At 57.6% G+C, this 18729-nt stretch carries 21 protein-coding genes and 1 tRNA gene; 12 read left to right on the plus strand and 10 right to left on the minus strand.

Features of this window, described 5'->3' with window-relative positions:
- Positions 1-194: 194 nt before the first annotated feature.
- Positions 195-650: a MarR family winged helix-turn-helix transcriptional regulator gene (locus ABVR31_RS13785; protein WP_215786389.1), complete on the minus strand. Its 456-nt coding sequence runs from the start codon at positions 648-650 to the stop codon at positions 195-197.
- Between the two features lie 76 nt (positions 651-726).
- Here ABVR31_RS13785 and ABVR31_RS13790 point away from each other — a divergent pair, with 76 nt between their 5' ends.
- Positions 727-1806: an FAD-dependent oxidoreductase gene (locus ABVR31_RS13790; RefSeq protein ID WP_372773179.1), complete on the plus strand. Its 1080-nt coding sequence runs from the start codon at positions 727-729 to the stop codon at positions 1804-1806.
- 43 nt (positions 1807-1849) lie between these two features.
- Here the strand turns inward: ABVR31_RS13790 and ABVR31_RS13795 are convergent, their stop codons facing one another.
- The 5 genes from ABVR31_RS13795 to ABVR31_RS13815 all read right to left on the minus strand — a co-directional run bounded on the left by ABVR31_RS13795 (position 1850) and on the right by ABVR31_RS13815 (position 5358).
- Positions 1850-2053, minus strand: a complete 204-nt coding sequence (locus ABVR31_RS13795) for a hypothetical protein (protein ID WP_150058464.1) — start codon at positions 2051-2053, stop codon at positions 1850-1852.
- 150 nt (positions 2054-2203) lie between these two features.
- Positions 2204-2629, minus strand: a complete 426-nt coding sequence (locus ABVR31_RS13800; RefSeq protein WP_372773182.1) for a cell envelope integrity TolA C-terminal domain-containing protein — start codon at positions 2627-2629, stop codon at positions 2204-2206.
- A 349-nt stretch (positions 2630-2978) separates the two neighbouring features.
- A complete protein-coding gene (locus tag ABVR31_RS13805; RefSeq protein ID WP_372773184.1) occupies positions 2979-4226 on the minus strand; it encodes a PD-(D/E)XK nuclease family protein in 1248 nt (415 codons plus the stop codon).
- Between the two features lie 456 nt (positions 4227-4682).
- Positions 4683-4759 (minus strand) — tRNA-Arg (locus ABVR31_RS13810).
- A 95-nt stretch (positions 4760-4854) separates the two neighbouring features.
- Positions 4855-5358: a DUF1198 family protein gene (locus ABVR31_RS13815; protein ID WP_141496716.1), complete on the minus strand. Its 504-nt coding sequence runs from the start codon at positions 5356-5358 to the stop codon at positions 4855-4857.
- 175 nt (positions 5359-5533) lie between these two features.
- Here ABVR31_RS13815 and folD point away from each other — a divergent pair, with 175 nt between their 5' ends.
- Together folD and ybcJ are read left to right on the plus strand one after the other, a co-directional pair.
- Positions 5534-6400 carry a bifunctional methylenetetrahydrofolate dehydrogenase/methenyltetrahydrofolate cyclohydrolase FolD gene (gene folD, locus ABVR31_RS13820; protein WP_021508629.1) on the plus strand — a complete coding sequence of 289 codons (867 nt, stop codon included), beginning with the start codon at positions 5534-5536 and terminating at the stop codon, positions 6398-6400.
- Complete coding sequence (gene ybcJ, locus ABVR31_RS13825) at positions 6400-6612, plus strand: ribosome-associated protein YbcJ (protein WP_010618497.1); 213 nt, start codon at positions 6400-6402, stop codon at positions 6610-6612. Before folD ends, ybcJ begins: the two co-directional genes overlap by 1 nt.
- Positions 6613-6748: 136 nt before the next feature.
- On the opposite strand, the gene cysS is transcribed toward ybcJ, so the two are convergent.
- Positions 6749-8134: a cysteine--tRNA ligase gene (cysS, locus tag ABVR31_RS13830; protein ID WP_021508630.1), complete on the minus strand. Its 1386-nt coding sequence runs from the start codon at positions 8132-8134 to the stop codon at positions 6749-6751.
- A 218-nt stretch (positions 8135-8352) separates the two neighbouring features.
- On the opposite strand from cysS, the gene ppiB reads away from it, so the two are divergent.
- The 4 genes from ppiB to purK all read left to right on the plus strand — a co-directional run bounded on the left by ppiB (position 8353) and on the right by purK (position 11267).
- Positions 8353-8847 carry a peptidylprolyl isomerase B gene (gene ppiB / locus ABVR31_RS13835; RefSeq protein WP_021508631.1) on the plus strand — a complete coding sequence of 165 codons (495 nt, stop codon included), beginning with the start codon at positions 8353-8355 and terminating at the stop codon, positions 8845-8847.
- Positions 8847-9563 carry a UDP-2,3-diacylglucosamine diphosphatase gene (locus ABVR31_RS13840; protein WP_372773187.1) on the plus strand — a complete coding sequence of 239 codons (717 nt, stop codon included), beginning with the start codon at positions 8847-8849 and terminating at the stop codon, positions 9561-9563. Before ppiB ends, ABVR31_RS13840 begins: the two co-directional genes overlap by 1 nt.
- A 133-nt stretch (positions 9564-9696) precedes the next feature.
- A complete protein-coding gene (gene purE, locus ABVR31_RS13845) occupies positions 9697-10206 on the plus strand; it encodes a 5-(carboxyamino)imidazole ribonucleotide mutase (RefSeq protein WP_058769411.1) in 510 nt (169 codons plus the stop codon).
- Positions 10203-11267 carry a 5-(carboxyamino)imidazole ribonucleotide synthase gene (gene purK, locus ABVR31_RS13850; RefSeq protein ID WP_372773189.1) on the plus strand — a complete coding sequence of 355 codons (1065 nt, stop codon included), beginning with the start codon at positions 10203-10205 and terminating at the stop codon, positions 11265-11267. The genes purE and purK overlap by 4 nt, the downstream gene beginning before the upstream one ends.
- A 161-nt stretch (positions 11268-11428) precedes the next feature.
- Here purK and ybbP read toward each other — a convergent pair whose 3' ends face one another.
- Positions 11429-13846 carry a putative ABC transporter permease subunit YbbP gene (gene ybbP, locus ABVR31_RS13855; RefSeq protein ID WP_372773191.1) on the minus strand — a complete coding sequence of 806 codons (2418 nt, stop codon included), beginning with the start codon at positions 13844-13846 and terminating at the stop codon, positions 11429-11431.
- Complete coding sequence (gene ybbA / locus ABVR31_RS13860; protein ID WP_211726330.1) at positions 13843-14529, minus strand: putative ABC transporter ATP-binding protein YbbA; 687 nt, start codon at positions 14527-14529, stop codon at positions 13843-13845. The genes ybbP and ybbA overlap by 4 nt, the downstream gene beginning before the upstream one ends.
- On the opposite strand from ybbA, the gene tesA reads away from it, so the two are divergent.
- The 5 genes from tesA to ABVR31_RS13885 all read left to right on the plus strand — a co-directional run bounded on the left by tesA (position 14497) and on the right by ABVR31_RS13885 (position 18299).
- On the plus strand, positions 14497-15123 hold the full coding sequence (tesA, locus tag ABVR31_RS13865) for a multifunctional acyl-CoA thioesterase I/protease I/lysophospholipase L1 (RefSeq protein WP_021508637.1): 627 nt from the start codon (positions 14497-14499) through the stop codon (positions 15121-15123). The genes ybbA and tesA overlap by 33 nt on opposite strands.
- Before the next feature lie 31 nt (positions 15124-15154).
- Positions 15155-15928 carry an SDR family oxidoreductase gene (locus ABVR31_RS13870; protein ID WP_372773193.1) on the plus strand — a complete coding sequence of 258 codons (774 nt, stop codon included), beginning with the start codon at positions 15155-15157 and terminating at the stop codon, positions 15926-15928.
- 79 nt (positions 15929-16007) lie between these two features.
- Positions 16008-16862 carry a co-chaperone YbbN gene (locus ABVR31_RS13875; RefSeq protein ID WP_288443228.1) on the plus strand — a complete coding sequence of 285 codons (855 nt, stop codon included), beginning with the start codon at positions 16008-16010 and terminating at the stop codon, positions 16860-16862.
- Between the two features lie 64 nt (positions 16863-16926).
- A complete protein-coding gene (locus tag ABVR31_RS13880) occupies positions 16927-17841 on the plus strand; it encodes an SPFH domain-containing protein (protein WP_021508640.1) in 915 nt (304 codons plus the stop codon).
- The gene (locus ABVR31_RS13885; protein WP_021508641.1) at positions 17841-18299 is read left to right on the plus strand and encodes an NfeD family protein; all 459 of its coding nucleotides are present in this window, start codon (positions 17841-17843) and stop codon (positions 18297-18299) included. The genes ABVR31_RS13880 and ABVR31_RS13885 overlap by 1 nt, the downstream gene beginning before the upstream one ends.
- Here the strand turns inward: ABVR31_RS13885 and cueR are convergent.
- Complete coding sequence (cueR, locus tag ABVR31_RS13890) at positions 18275-18691, minus strand: Cu(I)-responsive transcriptional regulator (protein WP_088516259.1); 417 nt, start codon at positions 18689-18691, stop codon at positions 18275-18277. The two genes, ABVR31_RS13885 and cueR, sit on opposite strands and share 25 nt — an antisense overlap.
- Positions 18692-18729: the final 38 nt, after the last annotated feature.

An 18729-nucleotide genomic window follows, 5' to 3' on the forward strand; every position in this document is an offset into this window, starting at 1 on the left:
CACCATCAGCGGCAGGACCAGGCTCAAAATTAGAGCGACCGCTCAATTTAGGGCCAGCACGAAGAGGCTGTCAACAGCCTGACAGCGCGAAAAATACAAACCCCTGTTTTAATTAATCTTTCACATAATCCCTTCAACGGCTGCCGCGATTGTGCAGGTTGCAGAAGAAGTGTCTGAAGCTGATCGGCCGGGAGTTATTCGATAAAACCGCTGGCTGACTGCCGTAACCGCCCGGTGATGGCGATCAGCCCTTCGATGTCTTCCGGCGTCAGCAAATCGAGGAAATTTCGCCGCACGCCCGCGGCATGTATCGGCCGCGCTGTAGCAAGCAGCTGGCTCCCGGCCGCTGTCATGCGGACTGAAATCCCTGCGCGAGTCGCGCGGCTGCGCTGTACCAGATCCCGGGCGGCCATACGTGAAAGCTGGTGCGATAGCCGCGACTTGTCCCATTCAAGGTATTCCAGCAGCTCACGCTGCAGCAGTACGCCCTGCGGACTGCGGTTGATTTCCATCAGGATCATGAAATCCGGGCCGGACAACCCGGTCGCCTCATTGATCTCTCTGACAATGCGTCCGGTGATGATTTCAGCAAGCCGGCGATATCCGCGCCATGCCTGCCACTCTGCGTCTGAAATCTCTGTGCTGCCCATTATTTATCCCGCCACGTAGTTGATATGTCAACTTTGTGATTATACAGTATCCACTTTACATCGGGGAAGAACAGACATGTCGGACAAACTGACTATCGCTATCGTGGGCGGCGGCCCGGCAGGCCTCACGGCGGCCGTGATTCTTCAGCGCCACGGTTTTAACGTGACGGTGTTTGAGGATGAGCCGGCGGATGCTGCGCGGAGTCAGGGCGGTTCGCTTGATTTGCATGCTGACAGCGGCCAGGCGGCGCTGCGCAGAGCGGGCCTGCTCGAACAGTTCATCAACATCGCCAGGCACGAGGATCAGGAAAGCCGGATGCTGAATTACCTTACCGGAGAAGTTGAGGCCGACAGATTCACGCCGGAAGGTGAAATGGATAAACCGGAAATCGATCGCGGTGAGTTGAAAAACCTGCTGCTAAGCGCCCTGTTACCGCAGACCCTGCAGTGGGATCACAAACTGCATTACGTTGACGATGGCCAGCAAAAAGCGCACGGGCTGGTATTCAGAAACGGCAGGCGCTACGAAGCCGATATCGTGATTGGTGCAGACGGTGCCTGGTCGCGGGTCCGCCGTTATCTGACACCGGTACGTCCGGTTTATACCGGCATTACCTTTTTCGAAGGCTGGATAGATCACCCGTCCGACCAAATCAACAGCATTGCCGGCAACGGGACCGCGTTCAGCTTTGGCGGTGCGCAGGCGCTGGTCACGCAACGCAACGGCGGCGGGAGGATTTGCGTCTATGCGGCGATGAAGCGCGCCCCTGATGTCATCGATCAACACATAGCCTCCTCCGGCCTCACCGCCTGGGTGCGCGACAGCTACCGCGACTGGGCCGCTTCCCTGCAATTGGTGGTGAACGCCACCGGTGACTATGTCAGACGCCCGATTTACAGCCTGCCCGCCGATTTTGGCTGGGCACCACGGCCGGGCATCACCCTGATTGGCGATGCCGCTCACCTGATGCCGCCGGTTGGCTTAGGAGTCAACCTGGCGATGCTTGATGCTTCAGACCTGGCTCTGGCACTGTGCGAGGCCTCGCACCCGCAGAACGGACTGCGCTCTGCGGAGATCCTGATTATGGAACGCGCACGCGACATGATGCCTGATGCAATAGCGGGGTTTCAGAACTGGTTCGATGTGAAAGCCTGACACCAGTTTTACGTGACCCGCCACCCGCAGTTTACTGTTGCTTTTATTCCGCCTCTTTCTGTTTTTTGGCGGCCATGTGGTGGCCCACCGCGCAACCCGCTGCCGCACCGGCAACGCCATGATGAACCAGATGACCTGCCACACCGCCAGCGACGGCGCCTTTCAGGCACCCTTTTGCCTCTGCCTGGGCGCTAACGACTAAAAGAAGGCCTGCCGCTGCCAGGGCCGCAATCCACTGTTTTTTCATTGCCGTAAATCTCCATAAAGATACGTGTTATGTCAGTGCTGCTGAGCATAGCCTGGCAGCACTGACGGCGTGATATACAGGGGTTAAACGGCGAACTTTGTTACCTATGGTTACGCTTATGCAGCAACGGTCTGATCAGGACAAAATCAGTCAGGGCGCAAAACGCACCGGTATCTTTTCTTTCAGATACACAGGCCGCATAGGAAAGGTGTTGGCATCTATCGCCTGCTTTACCGCATCGATAGCGACGGCGCACAGATCAGCATCTCCGCCCTGCGCAGTGACGTTTGTCGGTGGCTGACCTAAGGGTTGCGTAATGACCAAATCACAGGTCTTACCGTGATATAAATTCGCGTCAAAAAACCGATACTGTATTGCGGTAACGGCCTGACAAAGCCACAGATGCGTATCTTTATTTGCTATTTGCGAGGAGGTTTGCGATTCGCACTCGCTTCTTATCTCGGAAGCGGTTGGAAACCTGAATGACTGCCTTGCTGTTTGTTTAGTATGGGACTGGCAGCCGACTAATAACATGACGGCGATAAGTGAGAGTGTTTTTTTCATCATGGCTTCCATGCAGATCATTTATGCATTTATAGCATCCCGGACAGATTGCGGAAACCGTGCCTGCTATCGGGTTGCTTTCGCATTGGCAGCGAATACTCACAACCCAGCAACCGACCACATTATAGATGTGAGAATAAACAGCGTAACGTCTCAAGCCAATTCGCAGACCCCATCAAAGGTTGCGAAATAAGGCCAGCGTGTTTTGGGCAGCCTGACATGCAGGGATAGGTTTCTGTTGAAAGGTCGGGACGGCTGCAGAATAAATTCAGTAAAGATCTCTCTGCGCCCCCGACTCAATCCCCAATACGTAGGTGATTTACTGAGCGTCCTTAGTATGATTTTCTTCTTCACTCAGGTGTTAGGAAGATGTTCTCAACAATGATAAGTCCATTTCGTCATGTATGCGTTTTGCAATACTAATTATTGATTGTGCAAAACTGCCCTCTCCACGCTCAAGCAGCAATGCCCAGGCATCTGATTCCATATTCCAATTGCGTGGAACATTCATACCCGCATCAACATAGCACCACCAGGGCCACCATCCTTCACTTTCGATTTTTGCATCGATTTCAGGAAAAACATGCCTCATCGATTGAGCGATTGCAGGAAAATAATCATTATGCAACTTCTCGTGTGGCTCGATAGTTGAGCAGATCCCGTAAGCCAGATTACGGTAATCGCTGGTTTCAAACTCCCAGCATAATTTGAAGTCATCACCTTCTTTAAATAACACTGAGAACGTTGCGTATTTACTGCCTGTGCGTAACTCATCATTCATACCAACCCTGAACCCCAATGGCGATAGTTCCTGACGAAGATATACGATGAAATCTTTCCACAGGCGTTCTTTTACCTGACGCATATTCTGAGCAATTAAAAAAGCTGCGCTGAGATTTTGCGGTGAAGCGACCAGTTTTTCTGTGAGTTCATTTTGCAGTTCCATAGCTGTTTCTCCATTAATATCTTCGCGAATGAATTTTATCAGAGCGTCGACAAAGCATCGTACTGCTGGTGCTTCAATGTGCAATGCACAGCGCGAAAGCCAGTTTTCCAACTGGAAAAAAGTGATAGCTTTTACATGCTTGTTTATTTTGTCAGGTGACTGAGCGCGAAAAGTAAACTCATTTATTTCGTTGTTACAGAGGTATACTAAGGACCATCCACTGCCTCGTCGCTTCGCTTCCGCTGCTAACCAGTGAGCATAGTCATAAAGTTGATCTTTTTGGTCGACTGCCCAGGGTTTGTTTTCAATACCTGTTAACTCGTTTTTATCCGCGACCAATATGTCAATTCTACGACTATTAGAAATGGTGAATTCAGTTGAAGTCCGAGCCTTCATGTCAGCTTTGAGCGTTTCTGGCTTCTCAATTAATTGATAAAAACTCGTGAGAAATAGATCACCCTGAGCATGGCTTTCATCGGGGCTAAGAAGGAATGCCAAACATTTAGAAAGCGTATTTTCATTAATATTAAAAAAACGTAACAAACGAAAATCGGGAGCTATCTTACTGGCATAACGCTTCTTTGCTTGCTGATAGCCCTCTTGCATTAACACAGTGCTACGCAACAACTCTCGTATATCTCGCCACTCATCGTTCTTTTCCATTATTCAGTCCCTTGTGTGATAATTTAGCCTTTTCAAATACTTTAACTATGTAGCAAGCAATTACTGAAAAAAAATCTCCTGTTTTTGAAGTCAGTGTATTGTAATCTTTATCTATCTTTCAGCCAACATTCCTCGATAGTTTTAGCAATGATGTTGTTCATTTCCCCCTCTAAATTTAGGAGATTAAATGTCAGATATGCGGCACCCTACTGAAAGTAATAGATGGAGAAGTCAATATCTTCGTAAACATCCTTGTCAGGATTATCACGTATATGCGACATCGGACAAATTAAAATGTTACCGCGGTATCGGGTATTTGGCCTATCCCTGGTATCAGATACCACCTTCAGTTAGTAATATCGGATCATGCCCCTGAACCAGGGAGGAGCATATAGAAGTGTTATATTTTGATTTAAAAGGAAAAAGTAAAATAAAAAGGCTTTTAACAGGAGAAAATGGCACGCCCTACAGGATTCGAACCTGTGACCTACGGCTTAGAAGGCCGGTGCTCTATCCAGCTGAGCTAAGGGCGCATAGAAGATGCGTCGGATTATACGTCGGCACGCTGGCGCGTCAACGTTTTTGCCGCCAACGGACGGCAGAGTGTCGAGGGAATGAACAATTCGCCTTAATGACGCTGACGCCACTCACTCAGCGAGACCAGATTACTCACCTCCGCGGATTCCCCTTCCAGTTCAATCCCCTGCGGCGTAAAGCGCGCATTATACTGCTCGCGTAACGCATGCAGCTCCTGGCTGTCCGGCTCCAGCTGGCGCAGGAACCCTAGCGCCAGCAACAGCTGCTGCCGTGAAATCAGAGCGGAGAACCCCGCCTTCGTCAGAATGTGATGCCAGCGCTGCGCGTTTTCATCGCTGCCATCAACAATCAGCACCTGCCAGATCAGCAGCACTGCCGCGCCATTATTGAGGTGCGCTTCGTTGTCGCCGCGAATGTAATCGGTGAACTCGTTTGCCGCCTCTTTGCCCATCTGCGCAAGCAGCGATTCGACATGCACCGGCGGCAGCTGCAGCCGCTTGCTGAGCGCCTGCGCGGCGTGGCGCGAACCGGCAGTCAGCAGCTGAAATCCCACAACAAACACTATCGCCAGCGTGGCGAGCATCAACCAAATCATCACGTGTTCCACATCGTTGCCTGGCGGGCATAATACGCGCTAAGCCTGGCGCGCGCCACGGTGAAAAATCGGGAATCCGGTCGCGTAAACGAATCTGTGACTGACAGCCGCACGCGCTTCTGACAGAATAGGCGCCATCCCCGATTTAACTCTCTACAGATGGATTTCCTCTCTGATGGCAGCAAAAATTATTGACGGTAAAACGATTGCGCAGCAGGTGCGCCTTGAGGTTGCCGAAAAAGTGCAGCAGCGTCTCGCTGCCGGTAAACGCGCCCCTGGCCTGGCCGTGGTGCTGGTCGGTGAAAACCCGGCATCGCAGATCTATGTCGCTAACAAACGCCGCGCCTGCGAAGAGGTCGGTTTTGTCTCGCGCGCTTACAACCTGCCCGCCAGCACCAGCGAAGCTGAACTGCTGGATGTGATCGATGAGCTGAACAATGACGACGCTATCGATGGCATTCTGGTGCAGCTGCCGCTGCCGGCCGGGATCGATAATGTCAAAGTGCTGGAGCGCATCACGCCGGACAAAGACGTTGATGGCTTCCATCCTTATAACGTCGGTCGTCTGTGCCAGCGCGCCCCTAAGCTGCGTCCGTGTACGCCGCGCGGCATCGTGACGCTGCTGGAGCGCTATAACATCGATACCTACGGCCTGAACGCCGTGGTGGTTGGCGCATCAAATATCGTCGGTCGCCCGATGAGCATGGAGCTGCTGCTGGCCGGCTGCACCACCACCGTCACGCACCGTTTTACCAAAGATCTGCGCCATCACGTTGAGCATGCCGACCTGCTGGTAGTGGCGGTCGGTAAGCCGGGCTTTATCCCGGGCGACTGGATCAAACCAGGTGCGATTGTGATTGATGTCGGTATTAACCGGCTGGAAAGTGGCAAAGTGGTCGGTGATGTGGATTTTGCGTCAGCCTCTGAGCGCGCGGCTTACATCACGCCTGTACCGGGCGGCGTTGGCCCGATGACGGTCGCCACGCTGATTGAGAACACGCTGCTGGCGTGCGAGCAATATCACGATGTGGAGCAGGCATAATGGCGAGTTTTTCACTGGGTAAACATGCGCACGTTGATTTGTGCGATCTGCTGAAGCTGGAAGGCTGGGTGGAGAGCGGCGCGCAGGCCAAAGCGGTGATCGACGAAGGCGAAGTGCGCGTTGATGGTGCCATCGAGACGCGTAAGCGCTGCAAGATTTTTCCCGGTCAGACGGTTGAGTTTGCCGGTCAGCGCGTAACGGTTGTGGCCTGATTTTACCAGGCAAATCCGGACCTGTAGCGGCGCAATGAATTGCGCCGCTACGATAAGTGCATCAGGTTAATTACCCATAACCAGTGGGTTAAAGTTAGCCGTATAAAAAAGGGCGAACCGCAGTTCGCCCTTTTTATTATTTACGGCGCCAGCTTGACCCCTGCGGGCCATCTTCCACAATAACTCCCAGCTCATTCAGCTTGTCACGCGCAATATCTGCCTGCGCCCAGTCTTTTGCAGCACGCGCATCGGCGCGGGTTTTCACCCAGTGTTCAATCTCCGCCACTTCATCGGCATTCACCTGTGCGCCACTCTGCAGGAACTGCTCCGGATCCTGCTGCAGAATGCCCAGTACATCGGCCAGCTGACGCAGTTTTGCGGCCAGCGCATCGGCGGCGGCTTTATCTTCACCCTTCAGGCGATTGACTTCACGCGCCATATCGAAGAGCACCGAGTAAGCTTCCGGCGTGTTGAAATCATCGTCCATGGCGGTACGGAAGCGGGCTTCAAACGCCTCACCGCCAGCCGGCGTCGCGCTGGCATCGGTATGGCGCAGCGCGGTGTAAAGACGCTCCAACGCCGCACGTGCCTGATTCAGGTTATCTTCGCCATAGTTGAGCTGGCTGCGATAGTGGCCGGACATCAGGAAGTAGCGCACGGTTTCCGCATCGTAGTGCTGCAGCACATCGCGCACGGTAAAGAAGTTGCCGAGCGATTTTGACATCTTTTCCCGGTCAACCATCACCATGCCGGAGTGCATCCAGTAGTTCACGTACGGGCCATCGTGTGCACAGGTCGACTGCGCCACTTCGTTCTCATGGTGCGGGAACATCAGGTCTGAACCGCCGCCGTGGATGTCGAAATGGGTGCCAAGCTGTTTGCAGTTCATCGCCGAGCACTCAATGTGCCAGCCCGGACGGCCATTGCCCCACGGTGAGTTCCACGCCGGCTCATCGGCTTTGGACATTTTCCACAGCACAAAGTCCATCGGGTTGCGCTTCACTTCCGCCACTTCCACGCGCGCGCCGGCCTGCAGCTGTTCGAGATCCTGACGCGACAGCGCGCCGTAATCTTTATCGCTCAGCACATCAAACATCACGTCGCCGTTATCCGCCACGTAGGCATGACCGCGATCGATCAGTTTGCCGACCAGTTCGATGATCTCCGCGATGTGGCGCGTGGCGCGCGGCTCGAGATCCGGCGGCAGAATACCCAGCGCGGCAAAATCTTTGTGCATTTCGGCGATCATCCGGTTGGTCAGCGTTTCAATGCTTTCCCCGTTTTCGTTGGCACGTTTAATGATCTTGTCATCGATATCGGTGATATTACGCACGTATTTCAGCTTATAGCCCACGTAACGCAGGTAACGCGCGACCACGTCGAATGCCACAAAGGTACGCCCATGGCCGATATGACAGAGGTCGTAAACCGTGATTCCACACACGTACATACCGATTTCACCGGCATGAATGGGTTTAAATTCCTCTTTCTGGCGACTCAGGGTGTTATAGATCTTTAGCATTGAACGATTCCGTTGTTTACGTGTGCGGGATACGCCTTCTTGATGTAGCCGGTTATTGTGCCGTATTTTTCCGACTTGTGCATCGCTCGCTTCGCAACTGCCGTTGCCTTACTGACGCGTTATTGGAAATTGTGATATAAGAGGCGTCTACAAAAATGCCCCGCCGCCTTGCCGGTGCGGCAGTTGATACTGACGACAACCTCCACAGGACGAATATAATGGTCACTTTCCAGACGAACCATGGCGATATCGTAATCAAAACCTTCGATGACAAAGCGCCGGCTACCGTACAGAACTTCCTGGACTACTGCCGTGAAGGTTTCTACGACAACACCATTTTTCACCGCGTGATCAACGGTTTCATGATTCAGGGCGGCGGTTTCGAGCCGGGCATGAAGCAGAAAGCCACCAAAGCAGACATCCGCAACGAAGCCAACAACGGCCTGAAAAACACCAAAGGCACGCTGGCGATGGCGCGTACTCAGGCACCTCACTCGGCTACCGCACAGTTCTTCATCAACGTTGCCGATAACGACTTCCTGAACTTCCGTGACGAAAGCCTGCAGGGCTGGGGTTACTGCGTGTTTGCCGAAGTGGTTGAAGGCATGGACGTGGTCGAAAAAATCAAAGCAGTGAAAACCGGCCGCAGCGGCATGCACCAGGACGTGCCAGTTGATGACGTGATCATCCAGAAAGTGACCGTCAGCGAGTAATGTCGCGCACGCTGTTTATCGCAGATTTACATCTGTGTCAGGAAGAACCGGCAATCACTGCCGGTTTTCTGCATTTTTTGCAGGGGGAAGCGCAGCAGTGTGATGCGCTTTACATCCTTGGCGATCTGTTTGAAGCCTGGATTGGCGATGACGATCCTAATCCGCTGCATCAGCAGATCGCCGACGCCCTGCGTGCCCTGCCGGTACCCAAATTCTTTATTCACGGCAATCGCGACTTCCTGTTAGGTCAACAGTTCGCCAGCGCCAGCGGCATGACGCTGCTGCCAGAAGAGCAGGTGCTGGAGCGCTATGGTCAGCGCGTGCTGATGATGCACGGCGACACGCTATGTACTGACGATCACGGTTATCAGCGTTTTCGCGCCAAAGTGCATCAGCGCTGGCTGCAGCGGCTGTTTCTCGCGCTGCCGTTGCGTCTGCGCATGCGCATCGCTGCGCGGATGCGGGCCGACAGCCAGCAGGCCAACCAGCACAAGTCACTGAGCATCATGGACGTCAACCCGCAGGCGGTAGCCGCGGCGATGACGCGCCAGCAGGTGCCGATCCTGATTCACGGCCACACCCATCGTCCGGCGATTCATCAGTTCGAGCTCGCCGGCACGCCTGCGCAACGCGCGGTGCTGGGCGCGTGGCATGAGCGCGGATCGATGATTCAGCTGGACGCACAGGGCGTGCAGTTGATCGAATTTCCTTTCTGATTGTTTGCGGCGGAAATGCCGGTTTTCCGCCCACGCAACCGTTTTCCTTGCCGCTGTCTCGTGCTATTCTCTGTGCCCTTCTTTACCTGCCCGCCCGGCCAGGTTCGTTTGATTATTCACAGGAGTTGACCGCATGTCATCCAACGCCGCCCCGGCCCGTATCGCCATCGTCATGGGTTCCAAAAGTGACTGGGCTACCATGCAGTTCGCCGAGGAAATCCTTAACAGCCTGGATGTCCCGTTCCACGTTGAAGTGGTCTCTGCGCACCGTACGCCAGATAAGCTGTTCAGCTTTGCAGAGCGCGCAGCCGACAACGGTTTTCAGGTGATCATCGCCGGTGCCGGCGGTGCGGCGCACCTGCCAGGCATGCTGGCGGCGAAAACCCTGCTGCCGGTGCTGGGCGTACCGGTACAGAGTGCAGCGCTGAGCGGCGTGGACAGCCTCTACTCCATCGTGCAGATGCCGCGCGGTATTCCGGTCGGTACGCTGGCCATCGGTAAAGCCGGTGCCGCCAACGCCGCACTGCTGGCGGCGCAGATCCTGGCGATTCACGATCGCGAGCTGGCTGCACGCCTGGCCGCCTGGCGTCAGAGCCAGACCGATGAAGTGCTGAATAATCCGGATCCGCGGGAGGACGCATGAAGCCAGTTTGCGTACTCGGCAACGGTCAGCTGGGCCGCATGCTGCGCCAGGCCGGCGAGCCGCTGGGCATCGCCGTGTATCCGGTCGGGCTGGACGCGGAGCCGTCAGCACTGCCGATCGCGCAAAGCGTGATTACGGCAGAAATCGAGCGCTGGCCGGAAACCGCGCTGACGCGCGAGCTGGCCAACCATCCGGCGTTCGTTAACCGCGATATTTTTCCGCGCCTCGCCGATCGCCTGACGCAAAAGCAGCTGCTCGACCAGCTCAACCTGGCAACCGCGCCATGGCAGTTGCTGGCTGATAAAAGCGAGTGGCCGGCGGTATTTAGCACGCTGGGCGAGCTGGCGATCGTCAAGCGCCGCACCGGCGGCTACGACGGCCGCGGTCAGTGGCGCCTGCGCGCCGACGAAACCGCAACGCTGCCGGATGAGTGTTACGGCGAGTGCATCGTTGAGCAGGGTATTAACTTCAGCGGTGAAGTCTCGCTGGTGGGCGCGCGCGGGCACGATGGCCGCACGGTGTTTTATCCGCTGACGCACAACCTGCATCAGGACGGTATTCTGCGCACCAGCGTTGCCTTTCCACAGGCTGATGCCGCACAACAGCAGCAGGCGGAAGCGATGCTGAGCGCGATCATGCATGAGCTGAAGTACGTGGGCGTGATGGCGATGGAGTGTTTCGTCACACCGCAGGGCTTGCTGATCAATGAGCTGGCACCACGCGTGCACAACAGCGGCCACTGGACACAGAATGGCGCCTCAATCAGCCAGTTTGAACTGCACCTGCGTGCGGTGCTCGGTCTGCCGCTGCCGCAGCCGGTGGTGTTTGCGCCGTCGGTGATGGTCAACCTGATTGGCACCGACCTCAATATCGACTGGCTGCAGCAGCCGCTGGTGCATCTGCACTGGTACGACAAAGAAGTCCGCGCCGGACGCAAGGTCGGCCACCTGAATCTGACCGACAGCGATCCGGCACGCCTCACCGCCGCACTCAATGCGCTGGTACCGCTACTGCCTGATGCCTATGCGAGCGGCATCGCGTGGGCCGTGGCGAAGCTGTAGTTCCGCGGTGTTCCCCTCACCCTTGCCCTCTCCCACAGGGAGAGGGGATTATACGGTGCGATTTTTCCGTTTGACGCTCGCCTTAATGTCCTGAAGTGCAGAATCACTCATACGGGCTCGATCGGCCCCCTCTCCCGTGGGAGAGGGCTGGGGTGAGGGCATCAGGCAGCATCAAATCGCCTGAACAGCGCTTTCCCCTTCAGTAAGCGGACACCCAGCCAGCCGCCGCACAGCGACAGTAGCGCCGCGCCGCACAGCGGCAGCGCCAGCCACAGCGTCCAGTCCGGCTGCCACGGGAAATCAAAAATCCTGCGCTGAAGCCCCCACAGTGCCGCTTCCGCCCCCAGCGCCGCCGCGATACCCGCGACCACGCCAAGCAGCGCAAACTCACACCACAGCGTGCCGCGCAGCAGGCGCTGGCTGGCACCGAGCGTGCGATACACCACCAGCTCCTGCCGGCGCTGGCGCATGCCGACCTGGATCTGCGCCAGCAGCAGCAACACACCGCAAACCGTCACCAGGATCACCATGATCTCCAGCGCCTGGCTCACCTGCGCCAGCACCTGTCCAATCTGCTTCAGCATGCTGCCGACATCCAGCAGGCTCAGCGTCGGGAACGCGCGGTTGAGCTGCGCCAGCAGCGCGGGATCGTTCGCCATGCGGAAGCTGGTCAGCCAGGTTTGTGGCTGCTGATCGAGCACGCCCGGCGGGAAGATAAAGAAGAAGTTTGGCCGCAGGCTCTCCCAGTCGACCTTGCGCAGACTGGTGATCGTCGCGCTGAACTGCTGCGTATCGCCGCTAAATGTCAGCCTGTCGCCGAGCCTGACGCCCAGACGATCGGCCAGCTCGACCTCCATCGAGACTTCACCGGCTTTCGGCGGCCAGCTGCCGGCCACCAGCGGATTATGGTCCGGACGCTCCGTCTGCCACGTCAGATTAAGCTCGCGATTCAGCGCGTTATCCATGTTGGGATCGGCTGGCTTGCCGTTCAGCTCAGTGAGCCTTGCCCGCACGATCGGATAGAAGGTTCCGGCGTTAACCTGATGCTGCCGCAGGAACTCGTCTACCTGCGGCACCTGCTGCTGGGTCAGATTGAGCAGAAAATAGTTGGGCGCATCCGCCGGTAATTGCTGCTGCCAGCGATCGAGCAGATCGCCGCGCATCACCAGCAATAACGCCAGCAGCATAAAGGAGAGCGAAAACGCCGCCAGCTGGCTGAGCGTCATGGCGGGCTGACGCAGCAGACGGTTGATCGCCAGGCGCAGCGCCAGATTACGCACCACCAGTCTGCGCAGCAGCAGGAGCGTGCCCCAGCCGAGCAGCGCCAGCAGCAGTGCCAGCATCACCACGCCAGCCAGCAGCGCCCACAGCATTTTGCTGCCGCCCATCAGCAGCGCAAGGAGCGCTACCACCACCAGCGCCATCACCGGCAGATAAATACGCAGCGGCCACAGCGAGGCTACCGCATCACGACGCAGCACGCGCAGCGGCTGTGTGGCCATCAGCAGACGGTATGGACGCAACCCGACCAGCAGCGAGATCACCACCAGCGCACCAATCGCCCACAGCCACGGCCAGACGCTGGCAGCCGGTAAAGCGGCGGGCAGCACCGGTTTGAGCATCAGCAGCAGCGCGACTTCAATGCCCTGCCCCAGCGCACTGCCGGCAATGGCCGCCAGCAGCAGCACGGCCAGCCACTGACCGATAATCAGCCGCTGCAGCGATTTACGCGTGGCGCCCAGCGTTTTCAGCACTGCCACCAAATCGTAACGGCTGCGGCAGTAATGACTCATGGCGACCGCCACTGCGGCAATCGCCAGCAGCAGGGTTAACAGCGCTGAGAGCAGCAGGAACTGCTGCGCACGCTGCATTGAGCGGCCCAGCGCATCCTCGGAATTTTCCACGCTGATCCAGCGCTCGCCGGCCTGCAACTGCGGCTGAATCCAGCGATCATAGCGCGCCAGCGGTGCCGCCTCGCCGGAAAACTTATAGCGCCAGCTCAGCCGGCTACCGGGCTGGATCGCGCCGGTTTTCTCCACGTCAGCAAGGTTCATCAGCAAACGCGGTGCCGTCTGAAACGGATTGAATCCGCCGTCCGGCTCCTGAATCACTTCGCCGGCAATGCGCAGCGTGGTATCGCCCACGTCAATGCGGTCACCGACCTTAAGGTTAAGCAGCGCCAGCAGACGCGGTGCGGCCAGCACCGTTCCGGCCACCGGACGCAGGCCGGGCGGATCCGTCTGCAGGGTGCCGAACATCGGGTACGCATCATCGACCGCTTTGACATCGGCCAGCTGCGGCGTCTCCTGCGCAAAGGTCATGGTCATAAAGCTGAGCTGCCGGCTGACCGCCAGCCCCTCTTCGCGCGCTTTGTCCAGCCACGCATCCGGTGCCGGTTTACTGCTGCGCAGCGTGCGGTCGCCGGCCATAAAGTCACGGCTCTGCTGGCTCAGTCCTTTCTCCATGCGATCGCTGATGGAGCCCAGCGCCAGCACGCAGGCCACCGCCAGCGTCAGCGCCAGCCAGACAATCAGCAGCGAGGGCGAACGCCACTCGCGCCAGAACCAGCGCCAGATCATGCTTCCTCCCACAGCTTGCCGTCGCGCAGCCGCAGGCGACGATCGCAGCGTGCCGCCAGCTGCTCATCGTGCGTCACCAGAATCAGCGTGGTGGCGAAATCGCGGTTGAGCGAAAACAGCAGATCGGCGATGCGATCGCCGGTTTTGCGATCGAGGTTACCGGTCGGCTCATCGGCAAACAGCAGGCCGGGACGGCCGCTGAAGGCGCGTGCCAGCGCCACGCGCTGCTGTTCGCCGCCGGAGAGCTGGGCCGGCAGATGGTGCAGACGATCTTTTAGTCCGAGCTGCGTCAGTAATTCAGTGGCCTGCGCGCGACTGTCGCGATCGCTGTCTCCGCGCAGCAGTGCCGGAAGCTGCACGTTTTCCAGCGCGCTGAGCGTGGGCACCAGCATAAAGGACTGAAACACAAAGCCGACCTCACGCGCACGTAACGCGGCGCGCTGCTCTTCGTTCATCTGGTGCAGCGGCTGGCCCAGCAGATGCACTTCGCCGCTGCTGCCATCATCCAGTCCGGCGAGAATGCCCAGCAGGGTGGATTTCCCGGATCCCGACTCGCCGATCAGCGCCAGCGTCTCGGCTGGTTTGACAACCAGCTCAACTCCGGTAAGGATGGTCAGCTGATGCTCTCCCTGACCGACGGACTTAGTAAGATGATGAACTGCAACAATGTTTTCCGCTGGCATTATTCCTTCCTGTTGTTATTGCTGCTGCTGGTGTCGCGCATCGCCGCCGCCGATACCCTGCTGATTCTCGGCGATAGCCTGAGTGCCGGCTATCGCATGTCCGCCACCGCCGCCTGGCCGAGCCTGCTCGACAAAACCTGGCAACAGCAGCCCAAAGTGGTTAACGCCAGCATCAGCGGTGACACCGCCGGTCAGGGGCTGGCGCGGTTGCCGGGCCTATTAAAACAGCATCAGCCGCAGTGGGTGTTAATCGAATTGGGCGGTAACGATGGGCTGCGCGGCTTCCCGCCGCAAAACATCGCGCAGGATCTGAGTAAAATTATCGATCAGGTCAAAGCCGCTAACGCCCAGCCGCTGCTGATGCAAATTCGTCTGCCGGCTAATTATGGCCGACGCTACACCGACGCGTTCAGCGCGCTCTATCCGCGCCTCGCGCAGCAGTATCATATTCCGCTGGTACCGTTCTTTATGGAGCAGGTTTATCTGAAGCCGGAGTGGATGCAGCAGGACGGTATTCACCCCAATCCGGATGCACAGCCGTTCATCGCCAACCTGATGGCTGAGCAACTGGCTCCGCTAGTTAAGCATGATTAACGCCGCGATGAGCCCAATGACAGGTAAAGATATGCAAAAGTCCGTATTAATTACCGGCTGCTCCAGCGGCATCGGTCTGGTGGCGGCCAACGATCTGCTGGCGCGCGGCTATCGCGTGCTGGCCGCCTGTCGCCGCGCTGACGATGTGGCGCGCATGGATGAGCTCGGCTTCACCGGCATCCTGCTGGATCTTGACGATCCGGCCAGCGTGGATGCCGCCGCCGATCGCGTGCTGGCCCTCACCGACCACTGCCTGCACGGGCTGTTCAATAACGGCGGCTTCGGCCAGTACGGTCCGCTGACCAGCGTGTCGCGTCAGCAGCTGGAGCAGCAATTCTCCACCAACTTTTTCGGCACCCACCAGCTGACGCTGCGCCTGTTGCCGGCGCTGCAAAATAGCGGCGACGGGCGAATTATTAACACCAGCTCGGTGCTCGGCCTGATTTCCACGCCGGGCCGCGGCGCTTATGCCGCCAGTAAATGGGCGCTGGAGGCGTGGAGCGATGCGCTGCGCATGGAAGTACGCCACAGCGGCGTGCGCGTCAGCCTGATTGAGCCAGGCCCGATTACCACCCGGTTTACCGAAAACGTGCAGCAGGGCGAACGCGACAAGCCCGTGCGCAATCCCGGTATCGCCGCGCGCTTTAGCCTGCCGCCGGAGGCGATTCTGCCGAAACTGCGGCATGCGCTGGAGAGTAAACATCCGCGCCTGCACTATCCGGTGACGCTGGTCGCCTGGGCGATGAGTCTGCTCAAGCGACTGCTGCCGGGCTGGATGCTGGATCGCATTTTACGCAGTAACTAAACTGCAAGCCGGAATTGAACTTGAAGCCGGGGCGTTTGCCCCCATATCCTCAACACACTTTCTGCCAAGAGACGTATTCATGTCACACGCTTTGATTATCGACATCAACGAATCCAACCTGCAGCAGACGCTGGAGCAATCAATGCAGCTGCCGGTACTGTTCTACTTCTGGTCGGAGCGCAGCCAGCACTGCCAGCAGCTGACGCCGGTGCTGGAGCGTCTGGCACAGGAGTACGCCGGCCAGTTTATTCTGGCGAAGCTGGATTGCGATAAAGAGCAGCTGGTGGCATCGCAGTTTGGTCTGCGCTCTCTGCCGACCGTCTACCTGTTCCAGAACGGCCAGCCGGTCGACGGCTTCCAGGGCCCGCAGCCGGAAGAGGCGATTCGCGCGCTGCTGGAGAAAGTCCTGCCGCGTGAAGAGGAGTTAAAGGCGCAGCAGGCGATGCAGCTAATGCAGGAAGGCAAGCCGCTGGATGCGCTGCCGCTGCTGAAAGACGCCTGGCAGCTGAGCAATCAGAACAGTGAAATCGGTTTTCTGCTGGCAGAAGTCCTGATCACCCTGAACCGCAGCGAAGAAGCCGAAGCGGTGCTGGCTGTGGTGCCGTTGCAGGATCAGGATACGCGCTATCAGAGCCTGATTTCGCAAATCGACCTGCTGAAACAGGCCGCCGACACGCCGGAGATCCAGCAGCTGCAGGAGCAGATGGCAAGCGAACCGGACAACGCCGGTCTGGCTGCTAAACTTGCGTTACAGCTGCATCAGGTGGGTCGCAATGAAGAAGCGCTGGAGCTGTTGTTAGGTTTTCTGAAGCGCGATCTCAGCGCCGGTGACGGCGAAGTGCGCAAAATGTTCCAGGAGATTCTGGCGGCCCTCGGCACCGGCGATGCCCTCGCCTCGCGCTTTCGTCGCCAGCTCTACTCGCTGCTGTACTGACCGGTACCGCGCGGTAAACGGGCCGAAGCGACTCGGCCCGACAATCTGACAGCCAGGAGGTTATATGTTAACAGTGATTCCCGTCATCATCGTGCTCGCGCTGGTTACCGTGTGGGCCGGTGTTAAAATTGTACCACAGGGCTACCAGTGGACGGTGGAGCGCTTTGGCCGCTACACCAAAACGTTGCCGCCCGGTCTGAATTTAGTCGTGCCGTTCATGGATCGTATTGGTCGCCGGATCAATATGATGGAGCAGGTCCTCGATATTCCGTCGCAGGAGATCATCTCCAAAGATAACGCCAACGTCACTATCGACGCAGTGTGCTTTATTCAGGTGGTGGATTCGGCGCGCGCCGCTTATGAAGTCAGCAATCTTGAGCTGGCCATCATCAACCTCACCATGACCAATATCCGCACCGTGCTCGGCGGCATGGAGCTGGATGAGATGCTGTCGCAGCGCGATAACATTAATACCCGCCTGCTGCACATTGTTGATGAAGCGACCAATCCGTGGGGAGTAAAAATCACCCGTATTGAAATCCGCGACGTGCGCCCGCCGCAGGAACTGATAGCGGCCATGAACGCACAGATGAAAGCTGAGCGTACCAAACGCGCCGATATCCTCGCCGCCGAAGGCGTACGCCAGGCGGCCATCCTGCGCGCCGAGGGCGATAAGCAATCGCAAATCCTTAAAGCGGAAGGCGAACGTACCTCCGCCTTTTTGCAGGCGGAAGCGCGCGAGCGTCAGGCCGAAGCCGAGGCCAACGCCACGCGGATGGTGTCAGAAGCCATCTCTGCCGGAGATATTCAGGCGATTAACTACTTCGTGGCGCAGAAATACACCGATGCCCTGCAAAAAATTGGCGAAGCGAATAACAGCAAAGTGGTGATGATGCCGCTCGACGCCAGCAGCCTGCTCGGCTCAGTGGCCGGTATCAGCGAGCTGCTGAAAGAGAGCCGTCAGGAGCGCAAACCGTGATGCTGATGGAGCTGATTGCGCATCCGCACTGGTTCTGGCTCACGCTGGGCGGTTTACTGCTGGCAGCGGAGATGCTCGGCACCAGCGGTTACCTGCTGTGGAGCGGCGTGGCGGCGGTGCTGGTCGGGATCATTGAGTGGCTGTTTCCGTTCTCGTGGACCAGCCAGGGCATGTTGTTCGCCGCCCTGACGCTGCTGTGCGTGTTTTTCTGGTATCGCTGGATGCGCTTTCGCGAAAGTGCGCAGCAGCCCAATACGCTCAATCAGCGCGGCAGCCAGTTGATTGGCCAGCACCTGACGTTAGACAGTGCGCTAAAAGACGGCGTCGGTCATGTGCGCATTGGTGACAGCAGCTGGCGCGTGCAGGCGCAGGAAGATTTGCCGGCGGGCACGCCAGTGATCGTGACCGGCGTGTCAGGCATCACGCTGCTGATTCAGCCGCGTTTGCCGCCCTCCTGATGACCGCAGCCCGCCAGGTGATTGATGATGGGACATTCGGCACCGTCATCGCCCGGGCAGGCTGCAGCCAGTTCCAGCAGACGCGCGCGCATCGCGTGCAGCTCTTCAATATGCGCCGCGATCTCATCCGCCTTCTGCAGGGTGCGCGCTTTAACATCGGCACTGTGGCGCGCCGGATTATTAAACAGTGCGACCAGTTCGCGGCACTCCTCGAGCGTGAAGCCCACCTGCCGCGCCTGGCGCAGAAAATTGAGCTCATCCAGATGGTGCGCGGCGTAACTGCGATAGCCATTGTCACTGCGTAACGGCGGTGTAACCACCCCTTTCTGTTCGTAAAAACGAATCGCTTTGCTGGTCAGCCCGGTTTTTTTTGCTACATCGCTGATGTTCATCTCTGCCCCTTGACCTTCCCCTGAATGGAAGGTTTAGG

The sequence above is a fragment of the Pantoea sp. WEP genome (genome assembly GCF_041678305.1).
Classification (GTDB): Bacteria; Pseudomonadota; Gammaproteobacteria; order Enterobacterales; family Enterobacteriaceae; genus Pantoea; species Pantoea dispersa.

Excerpts from the sequence above, each read along its gene's own strand:
- ABVR31_RS13800 (WP_372773182.1), bottom strand. The coding sequence starts at position 2,629 with ATGGAAGCCATGATGAAAAAAACACTCTCACTTATCGCCGTCATGTTA.
- cysS (WP_021508630.1), bottom strand. The coding sequence starts at position 8,134 with ATGCTAAAGATCTATAACACCCTGAGTCGCCAGAAAGAGGAATTTAAA.
- ABVR31_RS13875 (WP_288443228.1), top strand. The coding sequence starts at position 16,008 with ATGTCACACGCTTTGATTATCGACATCAACGAATCCAACCTGCAGCAG.
- ABVR31_RS13815 (WP_141496716.1), bottom strand. The coding sequence starts at position 5,358 with ATGATTTGGTTGATGCTCGCCACGCTGGCGATAGTGTTTGTTGTGGGA.
- ABVR31_RS13805 (WP_372773184.1), bottom strand. The coding sequence starts at position 4,226 with ATGGAAAAGAACGATGAGTGGCGAGATATACGAGAGTTGTTGCGTAGC.
- purE (WP_058769411.1), top strand. The coding sequence starts at position 9,697 with ATGTCATCCAACGCCGCCCCGGCCCGTATCGCCATCGTCATGGGTTCC.
- ABVR31_RS13795 (WP_150058464.1), bottom strand. The coding sequence starts at position 2,053 with ATGAAAAAACAGTGGATTGCGGCCCTGGCAGCGGCAGGCCTTCTTTTA.
- ybcJ (WP_010618497.1), top strand. The coding sequence starts at position 6,400 with ATGGCGAGTTTTTCACTGGGTAAACATGCGCACGTTGATTTGTGCGAT.
- ppiB (WP_021508631.1), top strand. The coding sequence starts at position 8,353 with ATGGTCACTTTCCAGACGAACCATGGCGATATCGTAATCAAAACCTTC.
- ABVR31_RS13840 (WP_372773187.1), top strand. The coding sequence starts at position 8,847 with ATGTCGCGCACGCTGTTTATCGCAGATTTACATCTGTGTCAGGAAGAA.
- ybbA (WP_211726330.1), bottom strand. The coding sequence starts at position 14,529 with ATGCCAGCGGAAAACATTGTTGCAGTTCATCATCTTACTAAGTCCGTC.
- ABVR31_RS13870 (WP_372773193.1), top strand. The coding sequence starts at position 15,155 with ATGCAAAAGTCCGTATTAATTACCGGCTGCTCCAGCGGCATCGGTCTG.
- ABVR31_RS13785 (WP_215786389.1), bottom strand. The coding sequence starts at position 650 with ATGGGCAGCACAGAGATTTCAGACGCAGAGTGGCAGGCATGGCGCGGA.
- cueR (WP_088516259.1), bottom strand. The coding sequence starts at position 18,691 with ATGAACATCAGCGATGTAGCAAAAAAAACCGGGCTGACCAGCAAAGCG.
- ybbP (WP_372773191.1), bottom strand. The coding sequence starts at position 13,846 with ATGATCTGGCGCTGGTTCTGGCGCGAGTGGCGTTCGCCCTCGCTGCTG.
- purK (WP_372773189.1), top strand. The coding sequence starts at position 10,203 with ATGAAGCCAGTTTGCGTACTCGGCAACGGTCAGCTGGGCCGCATGCTG.
- ABVR31_RS13790 (WP_372773179.1), top strand. The coding sequence starts at position 727 with ATGTCGGACAAACTGACTATCGCTATCGTGGGCGGCGGCCCGGCAGGC.
- tesA (WP_021508637.1), top strand. The coding sequence starts at position 14,497 with ATGATGAACTGCAACAATGTTTTCCGCTGGCATTATTCCTTCCTGTTG.
- ABVR31_RS13885 (WP_021508641.1), top strand. The coding sequence starts at position 17,841 with ATGCTGATGGAGCTGATTGCGCATCCGCACTGGTTCTGGCTCACGCTG.
- ABVR31_RS13880 (WP_021508640.1), top strand. The coding sequence starts at position 16,927 with ATGTTAACAGTGATTCCCGTCATCATCGTGCTCGCGCTGGTTACCGTG.
- folD (WP_021508629.1), top strand. The coding sequence starts at position 5,534 with ATGGCAGCAAAAATTATTGACGGTAAAACGATTGCGCAGCAGGTGCGC.